The sequence below is a fragment of the Thalassobaculum litoreum DSM 18839 genome, from assembly GCF_900102465.1.
Lineage (GTDB): Bacteria > Pseudomonadota > Alphaproteobacteria > Thalassobaculales > Thalassobaculaceae > Thalassobaculum > Thalassobaculum litoreum.
This window is the reverse complement of record NZ_FNBW01000010.1, coordinates 21,038-36,366: the sequence shown is the minus strand read 5'-3', so window position 1 is coordinate 36,366 and position 15,329 is coordinate 21,038. Positions and strand designations below refer to the sequence as shown.

Below are 15,329 nucleotides of genomic sequence, written 5' to 3'. Positions count from 1 at the left end.
TCGCTCCAATCGGGTATGCCGGTCGTTCATAGGTCTGGTCCCCTGTCAGACCTTTGCAAATACCGCAAACCCGGACGGGTCTCCATAGATTTTTCGCCGGGTCTGGATCGCGTGCGGCGCGCGTTGCAGAAACATCACGTTGTCACCAGGACCGCCTTGGCGTTCTCCACGGGGGCGGTACCCGGCACGATGACCATCGGATCGGTGCGGCGGTCCTCGCGGCTGTTCGGCCAGGTCTGCACCACCAGAACCTGGGTCACCGGCCCCTGGTCGGTGGCGCCGATCGGCAGCATGACCCGGCGGGTCCACAGGAATCCGCCCACGTCCCAGCGGAAGCGGCTGGCGGTAAAGACCGGCTGCCAATGCTTGATCGCCAGGGCGAAGGCGCCTTCCAGATAGGCGCGGTAGTCTCCGGAGAAGATCTCGTCCGAGCGGCGCCCGACGAAGTTGGTCCCCCAGCGATGCACCATCTCGTCGCCGACCACCCGGTAGCGCACCCGGCCCTGCGGGGTCATCACCTCGGCGAGGATCAGATAGGGGAACAGGTGCGGCGGTATCCGGAGCGGATCGATCTCCCCGCGGGTCGGCAATCCGCCGACCGGGCGATGCTCGGTCCAGAAGGCGATGGCGGATACCAGCACCGGGTCGTCGTCAGCCTGCATCGTATGCGCTCGAAGCTTGCACGTCGTCATACTAGCGCGTGACAGGGGACGGCGACAGAGCGGATGGCCGGGGCCTGGGGACGGCTCACCCCCTGAGCGCCGCCGCGTGCCCGGCCGTGTCACGCACGGCGGCCCAGTCGCGGCTGCGGATGGCGTCGGTCGGTGCTGGGAAGCTGCCGCCGACGCAGAGCACGTTCACCAGGGCCAGATAGTCCTGGGCGTCCGACGGCCCGATCCCGCCGGTCGGACAGAAACGCAGGTCCGGCAGCACCGGCTGGATCTGCTTCAAGGCCGCCGGCCCGCCGGCCGTCTTGGCCGGGAAGAACTTCAGCGTGTCCAGCCCGGCGCGCCGCGCCGCCATCGCCTCCGACACCGTCTGGACGCCCGGCAGCAGGGGCAGTCCCGCCGCCTTGCAGGCCGCGACCAGCGACAGGTCCAGCCCCGGGGAGACGGCGAACTGCGCCCCGGTCGCCAGCACGTCGGCGATCCGGTCCGGGTCGAGCAGGGTGCCGACGCCGGCGATCATCTCCGGCACCTCGGCGCGGATCGCGCGGACCGCCTCCAGGGCCGCCGGCGTGCGCATCGTCACCTCGATCACCGAGATGCCGCCGTCCAGCAGCGCGCGGGCGAGGTCCGGGCCGTCGCTCGGATCTTCGATGGTGACGACCGGAATCACCGGCCCCCGGGTCAGGATATCGCGCACGGCGAGGGTCATGGTCGCTCTCTCGGCTTCTGGCGTGCGTCCGCTCGTGGCGTCCGTCTGCGCCCCAACGATAGGGGCCGCGTGGCCGCAACTCAAGGAGACCGGGCCGTTGCACATGGTCGGGGACGCCGTCCTTGCGTCACCCCCCGGCGACACCCTATATGGGGGGTGGAAGGCTGGCGCGGACGGGCTCCTCGCCAACCCGGTCAGGTCCGGAAGGAAGCAGCCGTAACGAGTTTCGGTCCGGGTCGCTGCCAGTCTTCCACCTCTCCCCTTCGTGTCCGAGCCCATCCATCGATCCCACCGGTCGATCCCACTGGTCGATCCCTGAGAAATCGGGGATCGCGTTCTTTCATGTGCGGGGACGCCGCCCTATGATCGCGCGATGAACGACGCCCCGCCCTCCGCCCAGGACGCCGCCCCGAGCGAGTATCGGGTATTGGCGCGGAAATACCGGCCCCAGACCTTCGACGATCTGAAGGGCCAGGACGCGCTCGTGCGCACCCTGCGCAACGCCTTCGAGCAGAACCGGGTGCACCATGCCTTCGTGCTGACCGGCGTGCGCGGGGTCGGCAAGACCACCACCGCCCGGATCATCGCCAAGGGCCTGAACTGCATCGGTCCGGACGGCCAGGGCGGGCCGACCATGAAGCCCTGCGGGGTGTGCGACAACTGCCGCGCCATCGCCGAGGACCGGCATGTCGACGTGCTGGAGATGGACGCCGCCTCGCATACCGGCGTCGACGACGTGCGCGAGCTGATCGAGAACGTGCGCTACCGGCCGGTGGCCGGCCGCTACAAGGTCTACATCGTCGACGAAGTGCACATGCTCTCCAAGAACGCCTTCAACGCGCTGCTGAAGACGCTGGAGGAGCCGCCGGAACACGCCAAGTTCATCTTCGCCACCACCGAGATCCGCAAGGTGCCGATCACGGTGCTGTCGCGCTGCCAGCGCTTCGACCTGCGGCGTATCGACATCGCCCTGCTGGTCGAGCTGTTCGAGCGGGTCTGCCGGGACGAGGGCGTGGAGGCCGAGGCCGAGGCGCTGCGGCTGGTGGCCCGCGCCGCCGACGGCTCCGCCCGCGACGGGCTGTCGATCCTGGACCAGGCGATCGCGCTGGCCTCCGGACCGGTCACGGTCGAGGGCGTGCGCGACATGCTGGGCCTGGTCGACCGGGTGCGGATCTACGACCTGTTCGAGGCGGTGATGGCCGGGCGGATCGCCGATGGTCTCACCGTGCTGTCGGAGCTGTATGACGGCGGGGCCGATCCGGTCGTGGTGATCCAGGACCTGATGGAACTGACCCACGCGATCACCCGGATGAAGGCCGCGCCGCAGGCGGCGGGGGCGAACGATCTGGGCGAATCCGAGCGCGAGCGCGGCAAGGCGCTGGCCGAGACTCTGGCGGTACCGTCGCTGACCCGCACCTGGCAGATGCTGGCCAAGGGCCTGGGCGAGGTGCAGACCGCCCCGGTGCCGATCGCCGCCGCCGAGATGGTGCTCATCCGCGTCGCCCATAGCGCCGACATGCCCGACCCCGCCGATCTGGTGCGGATGCTGACCGACGGTGCGGCGCTGCCGGCCGGTGGCGCCGCCCCGTCCGCGCCGGCGCCCGCCGCCGCCGGTCCGTCTGCCTCCGTTGCACCCCCCTCGATGCCCGCCGCCACTGCGGCGACGGTTGCCGCCGCCCCGCCGCCCGCGGCGTCGCCGCAGATGGCCCCGGCGCCCGATCCGGTGCCGGACCACGTGTCCTCCGACTACGGGATGGCGGCCGATCCCGGCGGCGATTTCGACGGTCCGGGCTACGCGGACGATGGTGTGCCGGATTTCGTCACCGCCGGCCCGCCCCCCGAGGATGACGAGGGGCCGGCCGGCGATCCCGACGATGCTCTGGATCCGGTGCCGACCGACTTCGCCGGCGTGGCCGAACTGGCCTTCCGCCGGGGCGAGGCGATCCTGGGCGCGACGTTGACCAACAAGGTGCATCCGGTCGCCGTCGAACCCGGTCGTTTGGAACTGCGGCCGCAGAAGGGCGTTGATTCCCGGTTGATCGGGTTGCTGGCCGGTCATCTGCAGCGCTGGACCGGGCGCGACTGGACCGTCGAGATCTCCGACCAGGAGGGCGGTCCGACCCTGCGCGAGCAGAAGGCGGCACAGAAGGCGGCCGTTCAGGCCGAACTCGCGGCCCACCCGGTGGTCGCCAAGGTGCTGGAACTGTTCCCCGGCGCTGAGATAGACACGGTGGTCGAACTGGCCGCGCCCGAACCGGAGGCGGCCGACCTGCAAAGCGATATGTCCCCTGACCCGCTCCGGGCGGGTCAAGCAAACGAGGCGTAGGCGATGAAAAATCTCGGCCAGATGATGAAGCAGGCCCAGGAAATGCAGACCCGCATGCAGGAAATGCAGGAGCGGATGGAGCAGACGGAGATCGAGGGCACCGCCGGCGGCGGCATGGTGTCGGTCACCATGACGGCCAAGGGTTCGGCCCGGAAGATCAAGATCGATCCGGCGCTGATGGACGCCACCGAGACCGAGGTGCTGGAGGACCTGCTGGTCGCCGCGCTGAACGATGCCCGCGCCAAGGCGGAGACGCTGCAGGCCGAGCAGATGAAGGAACTCACCGGCGGCCTGCCGCTGCCGCCCGGCTTCAAGCTGCCGTTTTGACAACGGCGGATCGGACGCGCACCAATGGCCGCTGGCGATCTCGATAGAGTGATGCATCTTCTGGCGAAGCTGCCGGGCCTTGGCCCCCGGTCGGCCCGCCGGGGGGTTCTGCACCTGATGCAGCGGCGCGAGTCGCTGATGCTGCCGCTGGCCGAGGCCCTTGCGGCGGCGGCGCGGTCGATCCGGACCTGCCGGACTTGCGGCAATTTCGACACCACCGATCCCTGCGCGATCTGCCAGGACGTGCGCCGCGATCCGGGCCTGATCTGCGTGGTCGAGGATGTGGGCGACGTCTGGGCCCTGGAGCGGGCGGCGGCCTTCAAGGGGCGCTATCACGTCATCGGCGGCGTGCTCTCCGCCCTGGACGGGGTCGGTCCGGAGGATCTGAACATCGAGAGCCTGGTCGCCCGCGCCGATACGGCGGAAGTGACCGAGGTCGTGCTGGCGATGAACGCCACGGTCGACGGTCAGACCACCGCCCATTACATCGCCGACCGGTTGGCGGGAGCCCATGTCGCGGTCTCCCGCCTGGCCCATGGCGTGCCGGTCGGGGGCGAATTGGATTATCTCGACGACGGCACCCTGACCCAGGCGATGAAGGCCCGGCAGAGCGTCTGACGCGACGGTTATACGTTTGATCGCCTGCGGTCAGGCGGCGTTGGCGAATTTGGGCGCCCGGCGCTCCATGGCCCAGAGCCGGTCGAGACCCGGCTTCACCTCGGCGGCGACGAAATCGGCGCGCTTGTCCGGACTGCCGCCGCCGCTCGGGAACTTCTGCTCCCACTCGTAGACCTTGACCGTCAGGCCGCAGAGCACTTCGGCCAGACTGCGCTGGTGGCGGGAGATGGCGCCGCGCACGGCGTTGAAAGTCTCGACGGTCACCTGATCCCAGCGCACGACCGTTTCGCGGTCGAAACCATTGAACCGGCGCGTCACCGAGTTGGAGACGAAGGTCAGGATCTCCTCCACCCGGGCGATCGCCTTCTGCATCGACTGGTCGTGGCGCAGGTTGCCGGAATCCTTCACATCGCCGATCCAGGACAGCAGGCGGTTCACCGCCGGCAGGCAGTACAGGAAGTAGCTGCGGTAATAGGACAGCGCCAGATAGGTGTCGCCATAGCTCTCCAGCATGTCCGGGAGCTGTTCGACGCCGATGCCGAGACCGTTGGCCATGCTGTCGATGCGCTTGCGGACCACGGCCGTGTCGGGGGTCGCCACCCGCTCGATCAGGGTCTCCAGATCGTTCGGCCCGGCGGCGTCGCCATCGCCGTAGAGATGCTGCATCAACGGTCGCGTGATGTTCTGCATCAGCGGCATCAGTTCCCGCTTCTTGGCGCTCGAGAGTTGGAAGGCGTCCAGGCTGAGGATATCCACGCCGGCCTGGCGCAGGCCGATCCGCAGGGTATAGGGGTCGAAGGCCGGAAGCTGGCTGAGCCGGCGCAGCAGCAGGATGTCGTCCTTCAGATCGCCCTGGTCGGGGAAGAAGTCCGGCACTTCCTCGACGGCGATCTGTCCCGACCCCATGCCCTTCTCGCGAAACAGCTCGATGCGGGTTTCCAGGCGCACGTTGCGGATCAGACGCGCGGAGCGCATGGCGGCTGTCTTAATCGGTACGATCGCAAGCGGAAGTGTGTGGATCGAATCCCGATCGTATTCCGCTATCTCGTGGATCATGCCGGTCGCATCGGGCATGGAATTGTCGCTCTCCCCAGTCGCCGCTCAATAAAGCTTTGTCAAAGCATCGTCCCGGCGACAGTCTGCAGACGATCATCGTAATATTCAAAGTCTTTTAGGGAAATTTCCGCAAAACGCAATGCATCTCGCCATATCCGCGTGGTGCGAAGTATTAAATCGCGCCTCGGGCGGAGCCCTTATGGACGATGGGGTTTTGAGACGTAGTCTTCGGACCGCATTTCCATAAGGCGCGAGATCGTCCTGTCGAACTCAAACCCCCAGTCGGAGCCGGCGTAGAGCGCCTCCGGCTCGTCCGCCGCCGAACAGACCAGGGTGGTGTGCCGTTCATAGAGCGCGTCGATCAGCATCATGAAGCGGCGCGCCTGATCGCGGATGGCGTCGCTCATGGTCGGGATGCCGTCGATCACGATTGCGCGATACTTCTTCGCCAGGGCCAAAAAATCGGCCGGACCGAGCGGCTTGGCGCACAGATCCTCGAACTGGAACCGGGCGACGCCCTTGGCGGCGCGCTCGACCGGCATTTCCCGGCCATGGACGATCACCACATCCGGCTCGGGGACGGCGCCGCCGGTCATCTCGGCGAACAGGTGGTCGAGGGTCCTTTCGGCCGCGGCATCCGCGGGGGTCACGTAGACCTTCTCGCCCACAAGCCGGTCGAGGCGGTAGTCGGTGCCCTCGCCGAGATCGACGATGTCGAGCCGCGCTTTCACCAGTTCGATGAAGGGCAGGAAGCGCTCGCGCTGCAGCCCGTTCTTATAGAGTTCGTCCGGATGCCGGTTCGAGGTGGCGACGACGATCACGCCGCGCTCGAACAGGGCGGTGAACAGCCGCGAGAGAATCATCGCGTCGGCGATGTCGCGCACCTCCATCTCGTCGAAGCACAGCAGATGCGCGTCGCGCGCGATCTCCTGGGCGGCGCGGGCGAAGGGCATCTCGCCGCCGATGCCGCGCTGGCGGATGTGGTGGATGAGGCTGTGCGCCTCCTGCATGAACTCGTGGAAATGGACGCGCCGCTTGTGCGCCACCTCGGCGGCGTCGAAGAACAGGTCCATCAGCATGGACTTGCCCCGCCCGACCGGACCGTAGAGGTAGACGCCGCGCGGTACCTCCGCCTTGCCGGAATCCCAGCCGCCCAGGAAGCGGCGGACCAGTCCGCCGCCCTTCGGCGACTTCGCGCGCCAGCCGGTAACCGCCTCGGCAAGCGCGTCGAGTCGCCTGGCGGCCTCCTCCTGATCCGGATCCGCGGTGATCGCGCCGGCCTTCAGCAGCGCGGCATATCGCTCCAGGGGCCGGCCGTCGGGAACAGCGGAGCAGTCGACGACCAGCTTCTGCGCACCGTCAGCGGCCACCATTCACTTCCAGGACGGTTCCGACACAATAGGCGGCGTGGTCCGACAGCAGCCAGACGATGGCCTCGGCGACCTCCTCGGCGGTGCCGGCCCGGCCGATCGGCACCAGGGCGCCGAGACGCGAAGCCCGGTCGGGCGCACCGGCGGTGGCGTGGATGTCGGTGTCGATCATGCCCGGGGCCACGGCGTTCACTCGGATGCCTTCGCCGGCGACCTCGCGGGCGAGGCCGAGGGTCCAGGCATCGACCGCGCCCTTGGAGGCGGCGTAATGCACGAACTCGTTCGGCGAGCCGACACGCGGCGCGATGGAGGAGGTGTTGACGATCGGGCCGCCCTTGCCGCCGCGCTTGGTCGACATGCGGCGGACCGCCTCGCGGTTGGTGATCATCAGGCCGATGACGTTGAGGTTGATCACCTCCTGCATGGCCGCGGTGCTCATGTCCTCGACCCGGGTGATCTTGCCGGTGATGCCGGCATTGGCGACGACGCCGCCGACCGGGCCCAGTTCCTTCTCCGCCGTCTCGAACAGGGACAGGATGTCGGCCTCGCTGGCCATGTCGCCCTTGACGGTGATCGCCCGCCGGCCGGCATCCGTCACCTGTTTGGCGACCGCCTCGGCGGCGGTCGCGTTGGCGGTGTAGTTGATCGCGACGTCCCAGCCCTGGGCCGCGGCAAGGCGGCAGGTCGCGGCGCCGATGCCGCGCGAGCCTCCGGTGACGATCAGGACCTTGTCGGACATCGCGAATTCCCCCGTTTAGCTGTGCCCGTCGCCAGTGGCGGGCTTATTGAGCGGCCGGCGCGGTGGCGGCCAGGTGGACCCGCGCGGTGATGCTCGCCTTCTCGGCGCCGGCCAGACCGCTGCCGCCGCCCGAGGCGGACTGGGGCATGTCGGAGCGCATCATCTGCATCTCCGCCTTGGCCATGGGCACCGGGCGGTAGGACTGGGTGAAATCGATCATGCGCACCCGGAAGCTGCGATCGGCGAAGGCCGCGTTCAGGGCGGCGATCTCCTTGCCGACCCGCTCATAGACACGCGTGCGCAGGCTGTCGGTGACGGCCTCGCGTTCCGCCATGGTCGGCGAGTAGTCGATCGAGGCGACGGTCAGCGAACGGCCCGGCTTGGTGGCACCCTTGGCCTTGGCCGAGAGATCCGACAGGGCGGCTTCCGGCAGCCGGGCCTCGGCCGTCACGCTCCACCGCTCGAACCCGGCATCGTCGGCCTGCTTGCTGAACTGGACGATCCGCCAGGTGGTGTCGATGCCGAAGCCCTGAAGGGTGGAGACCAGTTCGTCGCGGGCGGCGCCGAAGGTCCCGGCCTCGACGGCCAGATCGGCGGAGATGCGCACGGTGGCGGTGGTCGTCTCGACCCAGTCCTCGACCTCCAGCATCATCACGACCTCGTCGTCGGCGACACCCTGGCGGGTGATCGGGCCGGCTTCCTCGGCCTGCACGGGGGCGGCGAGGAGAAGCGAGGCGGCGAGCAGGGCGGCTAAGGGAAGGCGCATGGAAAGTTCCTCACGGTCAGGTGATTTCGGACCGTGAGGCGACCATAGCCAGAGGGCGAAATGAAGGCAATCCGGCGACGGTTCCGTCACGATAGGTTCCGCCACGGTACCGGCGCGGTGCCATCCCTGTGCGGTCCTGGCGGTCGGTTACGACGATCCGGCGACCGTGGCCCAGGCGGTGCCCTCGCGGGAGAAGTTGAAGGCGCCGGGATTCAGGATCTCGGCCAGGATCTCAAGCGAGGTGACCAGCCGCGGGCCGGGTCGGTTGAAATAGGCGTTGCCGTCGACCGCCCAGAGCTTCTTCTGCCGCACCGCCCGCATCGCCGCGATGGTCGGGCGGGCGATGAAGGGGGCCGCCTCCTCCATGGTGCGGGCGAGGTCGAAGCCGCAGGGCATGAAGATCATCGCGTCCGGGTCCGACTTGGCGAGCTTGGACAGGGTGGTGAATTCGGAGTGCTGGCCCTTCTTCGCCATGACCGGCACGCCGCCGGCGGCGGTCACCAGCTCCGGCACCCAGTTGCCGGCGATCATCGGCGGATCGATCCATTCGACGCAGGCGATGGTCGGCTTCGGATCCAGCGCGGCGCCGCGCATGGCGATGATCTCGACCCGCTCGCGCGCCCGCTCCGCCAGCTCGTTGCCGGCCCAGCGCAGATCGAAGGCGTCGGCCATCGTGCCGAAACTGCGCCAGACCTGATCCAGGGTCTCCGGGGCGACGGAGACCACGACGGGCTGGCTGCCGGTCCAGGTCGCCAGCGCCGCGTTCAGGTCGGCCTCGGAAACCGCGCAGGCCGTGCACTGGTGCTGGGTCAGGATGATGTCGGGCTTGGCCGCCTTCAGCGCGTCGGCATCGACCTCGAACACCGACAGCGCCTTGGTGATCAGCTTGGAGACCTGACGGTGCAGACCCCGCGACGGCTTGGCCGGATTGATCCGCGGCCGGGTCATCACCGGAACATCGACCACCTCTGCGGGGTAGTCGCATTCGTGACTGCGCCCCACCAGGTGCTCGCCCATACCCAGGGCGGTGACGACTTCGGTCGCACTCGGCAGCAACGAGACGATGCGTGGGGCCATTATTGCACTGCTTCTCTGGCGGATTCCCGGGCGGCGGCTTCGGTCTCGCGGCGTTCCCGGTGGATAAGCCAGAGATTTCGGGCGTAGATGAAAAGGCCGGTTCCCTGGCCCAGGATGAAGACCGGATCCTGGCGCCACAGAGCGTAGACGAACAGTGTAGCACCGCCGGCGAGCGAGAAATACCAGAAGGCGATGGGGATGACGCTCTTGCGGCTGATCTCGCTCTTCAGCCACTGGATCAGGAACCGCATCGTGAACATGGCCTGACCGCCGAAACCGACGCAGACCATCACGATCTCTTCCGTCGACATGCCGGTGAAGGCGCCGATGAGCTTGTCGGCGAGGGTGTCAAGCATGGGTCGCTCCGTCGCTGACCGTGGCGCTGTCGTCCGACTCGCGTACCGCAACGTCGGCGGGCGCGCGCTGCATGAGCCAGACCATGCCCAACAGATCGGGGATGCCCACGGCCAGCCGGTCGAAGATCCGGTACTTCGATGTCCCGGCATGCCGGGCGCGGTGGTTGACCGGCACGACGGTCACCCGCGCGCCTTCGCGCTTCGCCAGGGCCGGCATGAAGCGGTGCATGTGATCGAAATAGGGAAACCGCAGGAACAGCGCGCGCTCGAACAGCTTCAGCGAACAGCCGGTATCCGGGTTGTCGTCCCCCAGCATGGCGCGGCGCAGGGCGTTGGCGATGCGCGAAGCCCGGCGCTTGGCCCAGGTGTCGCGCCGGTTCACCCGGTGGCCGGTCACCATCAGCGGCGTGGCCTCCTGGTCGTCCTGCCAGGCCTTGAGCAGGGCCGGGATGTCCGCCGGATCGTTCTGGCCGTCGCCGTCCAGGGTCGCGACGAGACGGCCGCGCGCGGCGGTGATGCCGCTGCGCAGGCCGGCACTCTGTCCCGAGCGCCTGGAATGGGTCAGTACCCGAAGTTCCTTCACGTCACCCCGCAGTTCCGCCAGTTTCGCGCCGGTCGAGTCGGTCGAGCCATCATCGACGAACACGATCTCATACGCACACACAGAGTCGAGGGCGCCGCGGATCTCGGCGATCAGCGGACCCACATTGGCCTCCTCGTTCAGGACCGGGACGACCACCGACAGGAGCGGATCGCTCGCGGGCGCGGTATGCGGGGTCTCGGCCGGCGCGGTGGATGTCTCCGGCACGGGCGTGGTCTTTCAGTATTGACGTCGGCGCCCTGATAGCCCCGCAAGGGTCCGAGTTTCAAGGAAGATCACGCAGGGAGTACGCCGCGGGCAGGCTTCCGGTTCCCGTTGAGTCTCCAAATCGCAACGCGACTGCAAACAAAGCGTCATCGACCGCGGGCTATATGGGCTTCCGACGGAGCCGATCGTCGGCGCCGGCCATGCTGGGAAGTCGCAGCGCCCGACCGGCACCGCCCGGCGCGCTGGCGACTTGGCGCGGTGGGGCTGGCGGGTTGGTCGGACGGACCGCACGAACGCTCATCGCAACGCTCGAAGGCCCGCTCGCCCCTCATGCTGATTTATCAGAACGTTACCAAGCGCTTCGGCGCCAACGCCGCCGTTGACAACGTCAATGTTTCGGTCGACGCGGGCACCATGCTCGGCATCATCGGCCGGTCGGGTGCCGGCAAGTCGACGCTGCTGCGGCTCACCAACCGGATGATCGATCCCAGCGCGGGCTCGATCCGCTTCGGCCCGCGCGACATCAGCCACCTCAAGGGCAAGGCCCTGCTCGACTGGCGCGCCGACTGCGCCATGATCTTCCAGCAGTTCAACCTCATCCCGCGCCTCGACGTGCTCACCAACGTCATGCTCGGCCGCGCCAATTCGATGGGGATCGTCAAAAGCGTCTTCAAGCTGTTCACCGATGCCGAGCGCCACGAGGCGCTGCTGGCGCTGGAGCGGCTCGGCATCGTCGAGACCGCGCTGCAGCAGGCCGGGACCCTGTCCGGCGGCCAGCAGCAGCGCGTGGCGATCGCCCGGGCGCTGATGCAGAACCCGAAGATCATCCTGGCCGACGAGCCGATCGCCTCGCTCGACCCGATGAACGCCAAGCTGGTGATGGACGCCCTGCGCGACATCAACCGCCAGGAGGGCATGACCGTCGTCTGCAACCTGCACACCCTGGACACGGCGCGGACCTATTGCGACCGCATTGTCGGGATGCGCGGCGGAAAGGTGGTGTTCGACGGCACCGCGGCCGAGCTGACCACCGACGCGGCGCGCGAGATCTACGGCGCCGGCGCCGAGTTCGACGAGGCCGCGACCTCCACAACCATCAACGACCGCCCGGACGAGACGGGCTCCCAGGATTCCGACGGCCCGCGTCTGCGGGCGGTCGGAAGCGCCGTCGCCTCCGCCGGGGGGTGACGCCGCCGACCGTACCGGTCAGCCAGACCCGGCGACGCCAACACCAAACGGCTCATTTCTGAGCGAGGGGAAGACCAATGACCTTTCTGCGCACTGCGGCGGCCGCTGCCGTCACTGCCCTGGTCGCGTTCGCCGGCACCGCGCCGGTCTCCGCGGCCGATCTGGGCATCAAGGAATTCCGCATCGGCCTGCTGGGCGGCGAGAACGCCTCCGACCGCCTGCGGTCCAACGAGTGCCTGCGCGAGCGCACCGAGAAGCTGCTCGGCGTGGAAACCAAGCTGTTCGCCCCGGCCGACTACAATGGCGTGATCGAGGGTCTGCTGGGTGGCAACCTGGACATGGCCTGGCTCGGCGCGTCCGGCTACGCCGCCGTTTATCTTGAGGATCCCGAGGCCGTCGAGCCGGTTCTGGTGAAGATCAACGTGGACGGCTCCTACGGCTACCACTCGATCGGCTTCGCCCGCGCCGACAGCGGCATCACCAGCCTTGAGGACCTGAAGGACAAGAAGTTCGGCTTCGGCGACCCGAACTCCACCTCGGGCTACCTGATCCCGTCGATCGAGATCCCGGCGGCCGGCTTCCCGATGACCCCGGGCGAGTATTTCGGCGATGTCGTCTTCACCGGCGGCCATGAGCAGACCATCGTCGCGGTCGCCAACGGCGACATCGACGCCGGCGTCACCTGGGCCGACGGCATCGGCGCCTGGGAAGAGGGCTACAATTCCGGCGCCCTGCGCAAGGCGGCGGATGCCGGCCTGGTCGACATGACCCAGCTGGTCGAGATCTGGCGTTCGAAGGTCATCCCGGAAGGCCCGATCGTGCTGCGTAAGGCGCTGCCGGAGAAGGTCAAACTGCTGATGACCGGCCTGATGGCCAGCCTGGAGTCCATGGACCCCGAGTGCGCCTATGGCGTCATGGCGGGTGAAGTGAAGGGCATGGCCCCGATCACCCACGCGGAATACGAAGTGATCGTCGCCGCCCGCAAGTCGAAGATCGGCAAGTAATCCTGCCCCATTCCGGCGCCGCGCGGTCCTCTCTGGATCGCGCGGCGTTCCGTATTCCGCCTCCCCCTCCGCGCGAGCCCGTCCATGGCCATGACCACCGTCGATCAGCTGCAGGCCCACGCCTCCTCCCTGGAGCGGCGGCGGCGTCTGTATACCGGCCTCGGGGCGGCGATCTTCGCCATCCTGGTCGTGCTGGGCTTCATCGGCGCCGAGGAGATGAACTCCGGAGGCTTCGTCCAGGGCCTGGAGAAGTTCTTCGACTACCCGGGCAACATCGTGTCCGAGACCGCCGAGGCCGGCACCGGGTGGTTCGAGCGGCTGTGGATCTATCTCCCGGCCCTGATCGAGACCATCAACATGGCCGCCGTGGCGACCATTTTCGGGACGGTATTCGCCGTGTTCCTGTCTTTCGCGGCGACGCGGGACCTGCAGGTCTGGCCGCCGATCATCCCGGTGGCACGCCGGATCATGGACATCACCCGCGCCTTTCCCGAGCTGATCCTCGCCCTGTTCCTGATCTTCATGCTGGGGTCCTCGCCGGTCCCGGCGATCATCGCCGTCGCCTTCCACACCGCCGGCGCGCTCGGCAAGCTGTTCTCCGAGGTCAACGAGAACATCGACCGCGGTCCGCTGGAGGGCATGACCGCCGCCGGGGCGAGCTGGACCCAGCGCATGCGCTGGGCGGTGCTGCCGCAGGTGCTGCCGAATTACACCAGCTACATGCTGCTGCGCTTCGAGATCAACATCCGGGCCTCGGCGATCCTCGGCTTCGTCGGCGCCGGCGGCATCGGCTCCGAGCTGCGCAAGGCGATCAGCTGGGCCAACGGCGCCGACATCGCCGCGCTCTTCGTCCTGCTGTTCCTGACGATCATGGTGATCGACCAGATCTCCGGCCATGTGCGCCGGCGCCTGGTCGGCGGCATGTTCGTCGGCGCGCGCTGAGGAGGCCGCCATGAGCGCCATCACCGCCGATGAGGCCGGCCGTCTCGAGAGCACCTATGGCGACGTCCTGCGGACGCACCGGCGCCAGTTTCTCTGGCCGGTCGGGTTGCTGGTCCTGGTTGTGGTCTATCTCGCATACGCCTTCTTCGCCTTCGGCGTTCCCGAGCTGATCGCCAAGTCCCGGCTCGACCGGGGCGTCCTGCTCGGTCTCGACAGCGTCGCCTACAAGGTTCACGTGGAGAAGAACCTGCGCCGCGACCGGTTCGAGGTCGCCGTGGAGGGCGAACGCACCGCCACATACGACGAGGCGTCGCTGCCCGACTGGGTCGGCGTCACCGGCGCCAGCGGCAACGAGGGCCGGGTCGATATCGACATGGGCGGCGGATACTCCTTCGTCATCGAGGGCGAGCGCCTGACCGTCACTGGGCCGGGGATGAGCGCGCCGTTCACGGTCACCGCCGGCGACACCCTGAGCTGGGAGGGCGACGTGCCGTCCTGGATCGAGCTCAACCCGAAGAAGGTCGACGTCAAGCTCAGCCTGTTCCAGCGCGCCCAGGTGACCTCCGGACGGATCCTGGTGTTCCGTTATTTCTGGGGTTGGGAGGATTTCTGGTTCGACTTCCGCTCGCCGTTGAACGGCCTCTCGGCGGGCGAGCTGTGGGCGCTGGCCTGGTCCGACGAGCGGATCGATCCGGAGATGTCCAACGCCGCCCTCATCGTCGACGAGTTCTGGGGCAACGAGGGCTGGCAGCACGGCGACGTCTTCAAGGCGCTGCTGGAAACCGTGATCATGGCCTTCCTGGGCACCGTGGTCGCCGCCGCGGTCGGCCTGCCCCTGGCTTTCATGGCGGCCGCCAACGTCAATCCCGAGCCGGTCAGCCGCTTCGTCATCCGCCGCTTCTTCGACTTCGTGCGCGGCGTCGACATGCTGATCTGGTCGCTGATCTTCATCCGCGCCTTCGGCCTCGGCCCGCTTACCGGCGTGTTTGCGATCGCGCTGACCGACACCGGCACGCTGGGCAAGCTGTTCTCCGAGGCGATCGAGAACATCGACAACAAGCAGGTCGAGGGCATGCAGTCCACGGGTGCCGGGGCGCTTGCCCGCTACCGCTTCGGGGTGATCCCGCAGATCCTGCCGGTCTTCATCTCCCAGTCGCTCTATTACCTGGAATCCAACACCCGATCGGCGACGGTGATCGGGGCGCTGGGGGCGGGCGGCATCGGCCTGAAACTGGTCGAGACGTTGCGCACCGGCAAGGACTGGGAGAACACCCTCTACATCATCGTGCTGACCCTGATGGTGGTCATCGCCATGGACATCACCTCCGGCTGGCTCCGGCGCAAACTGACCGGTGCCGGACGCGACTGAGGGTCG

General features: G+C 68.0%; 16 protein-coding genes and 1 other RNA gene. 8 read left to right on the top strand and 9 right to left on the bottom strand.

Features of this window, described 5'->3' with window-relative positions; all coding sequences use genetic code 11:
* Window positions 1–134 precede the first annotated feature (134 nt).
* Together BLS34_RS16290 and eda are read right to left on the bottom strand one after the other, a co-directional pair.
* Entirely contained in the window at window positions 135–662 is a 528-nt protein-coding gene (locus BLS34_RS16290) for a PAS domain-containing protein (protein WP_175474258.1), read from the bottom strand.
* Window positions 663–747: 85 nt separating this feature from the next.
* Window positions 748–1,377: a bifunctional 4-hydroxy-2-oxoglutarate aldolase/2-dehydro-3-deoxy-phosphogluconate aldolase gene (gene eda / locus BLS34_RS16285; protein ID WP_093151895.1), complete on the bottom strand. Its 630-nt coding sequence runs from the start codon at window positions 1,375–1,377 to the stop codon at window positions 748–750.
* A gap of 161 nt (window positions 1,378–1,538) precedes the next feature.
* Between eda and ffs the strand changes: the two genes are divergently transcribed.
* From ffs to recR, 4 genes are all read left to right on the top strand, one after another.
* An RNA gene (gene ffs, locus BLS34_RS16280) (signal recognition particle sRNA small type) lies at window positions 1,539–1,629 on the top strand.
* Between the two features lie 121 nt (window positions 1,630–1,750).
* Window positions 1,751–3,703, top strand: a complete 1,953-nt coding sequence (locus BLS34_RS16275) for a DNA polymerase III subunit gamma/tau (protein WP_093151892.1) — start codon at window positions 1,751–1,753, stop codon at window positions 3,701–3,703.
* A 3-nt stretch (window positions 3,704–3,706) separates the two neighbouring features.
* Window positions 3,707–4,030: a YbaB/EbfC family nucleoid-associated protein gene (locus tag BLS34_RS16270; protein WP_028795940.1), complete on the top strand. Its 324-nt coding sequence runs from the start codon at window positions 3,707–3,709 to the stop codon at window positions 4,028–4,030.
* Between the two features lie 24 nt (window positions 4,031–4,054).
* Window positions 4,055–4,648, top strand: coding sequence for a recombination mediator RecR (gene recR / locus BLS34_RS16265; RefSeq protein WP_028795939.1), 594 nt, complete (start codon window positions 4,055–4,057; stop codon window positions 4,646–4,648).
* Between the two features lie 30 nt (window positions 4,649–4,678).
* Here recR and BLS34_RS16260 read toward each other — a convergent pair whose 3' ends face one another.
* The 7 genes from BLS34_RS16260 to BLS34_RS16230 form a co-directional block, all read right to left on the bottom strand.
* On the bottom strand, window positions 4,679–5,722 hold the full coding sequence (locus BLS34_RS16260; RefSeq protein WP_093151890.1) for a hypothetical protein: 1,044 nt from the start codon (window positions 5,720–5,722) through the stop codon (window positions 4,679–4,681).
* Between the two features lie 179 nt (window positions 5,723–5,901).
* Window positions 5,902–7,074 (bottom strand): cell division protein ZapE, encoded by a 1,173-nt coding sequence (gene zapE, locus BLS34_RS16255; RefSeq protein ID WP_245702002.1) that lies wholly within the window; start codon window positions 7,072–7,074, stop codon window positions 5,902–5,904.
* On the bottom strand, window positions 7,064–7,813 hold the full coding sequence (locus tag BLS34_RS16250; protein WP_093151885.1) for an SDR family oxidoreductase: 750 nt from the start codon (window positions 7,811–7,813) through the stop codon (window positions 7,064–7,066). The genes zapE and BLS34_RS16250 overlap by 11 nt, the downstream gene beginning before the upstream one ends.
* Window positions 7,814–7,856: 43 nt before the next feature.
* Window positions 7,857–8,579 (bottom strand): hypothetical protein, encoded by a 723-nt coding sequence (locus BLS34_RS16245; protein ID WP_028795935.1) that lies wholly within the window; start codon window positions 8,577–8,579, stop codon window positions 7,857–7,859.
* A 147-nt stretch (window positions 8,580–8,726) separates the two neighbouring features.
* Entirely contained in the window at window positions 8,727–9,656 is a 930-nt protein-coding gene (locus tag BLS34_RS16240; protein ID WP_038015616.1) for an ABC transporter substrate-binding protein, read from the bottom strand.
* On the bottom strand, window positions 9,656–10,012 hold the full coding sequence (locus tag BLS34_RS16235; RefSeq protein ID WP_211228987.1) for a lipid-A-disaccharide synthase N-terminal domain-containing protein: 357 nt from the start codon (window positions 10,010–10,012) through the stop codon (window positions 9,656–9,658). The genes BLS34_RS16240 and BLS34_RS16235 overlap by 1 nt, the downstream gene beginning before the upstream one ends.
* Window positions 10,005–10,820 carry a glycosyltransferase family 2 protein gene (locus tag BLS34_RS16230; RefSeq protein ID WP_093151883.1) on the bottom strand — a complete coding sequence of 272 codons (816 nt, stop codon included), beginning with the start codon at window positions 10,818–10,820 and terminating at the stop codon, window positions 10,005–10,007. Before BLS34_RS16230 ends, BLS34_RS16235 begins: the two co-directional genes overlap by 8 nt.
* Window positions 10,821–11,150: 330 nt before the next feature.
* Between BLS34_RS16230 and phnC the strand changes: the two genes are divergently transcribed.
* The 4 genes from phnC (at window position 11,151) to phnE (BLS34_RS16210) (ending at window position 15,323) form a co-directional block, all read left to right on the top strand.
* Window positions 11,151–12,008: a phosphonate ABC transporter ATP-binding protein gene (phnC, locus tag BLS34_RS16225; RefSeq protein ID WP_093151880.1), complete on the top strand. Its 858-nt coding sequence runs from the start codon at window positions 11,151–11,153 to the stop codon at window positions 12,006–12,008.
* Between the two features lie 77 nt (window positions 12,009–12,085).
* Window positions 12,086–13,012 carry a phosphonate ABC transporter substrate-binding protein gene (phnD, locus tag BLS34_RS16220; RefSeq protein WP_028795933.1) on the top strand — a complete coding sequence of 309 codons (927 nt, stop codon included), beginning with the start codon at window positions 12,086–12,088 and terminating at the stop codon, window positions 13,010–13,012.
* 84 nt (window positions 13,013–13,096) lie between these two features.
* A complete protein-coding gene (gene phnE, locus BLS34_RS16215; RefSeq protein ID WP_169400897.1) occupies window positions 13,097–13,954 on the top strand; it encodes a phosphonate ABC transporter, permease protein PhnE in 858 nt (285 codons plus the stop codon).
* Window positions 13,955–13,964: 10 nt separating this feature from the next.
* Window positions 13,965–15,323 (top strand): phosphonate ABC transporter, permease protein PhnE, encoded by a 1,359-nt coding sequence (gene phnE, locus BLS34_RS16210; RefSeq protein ID WP_175474257.1) that lies wholly within the window; start codon window positions 13,965–13,967, stop codon window positions 15,321–15,323.
* The last annotated feature ends 6 nt before the right edge of the window (window positions 15,324–15,329 follow it).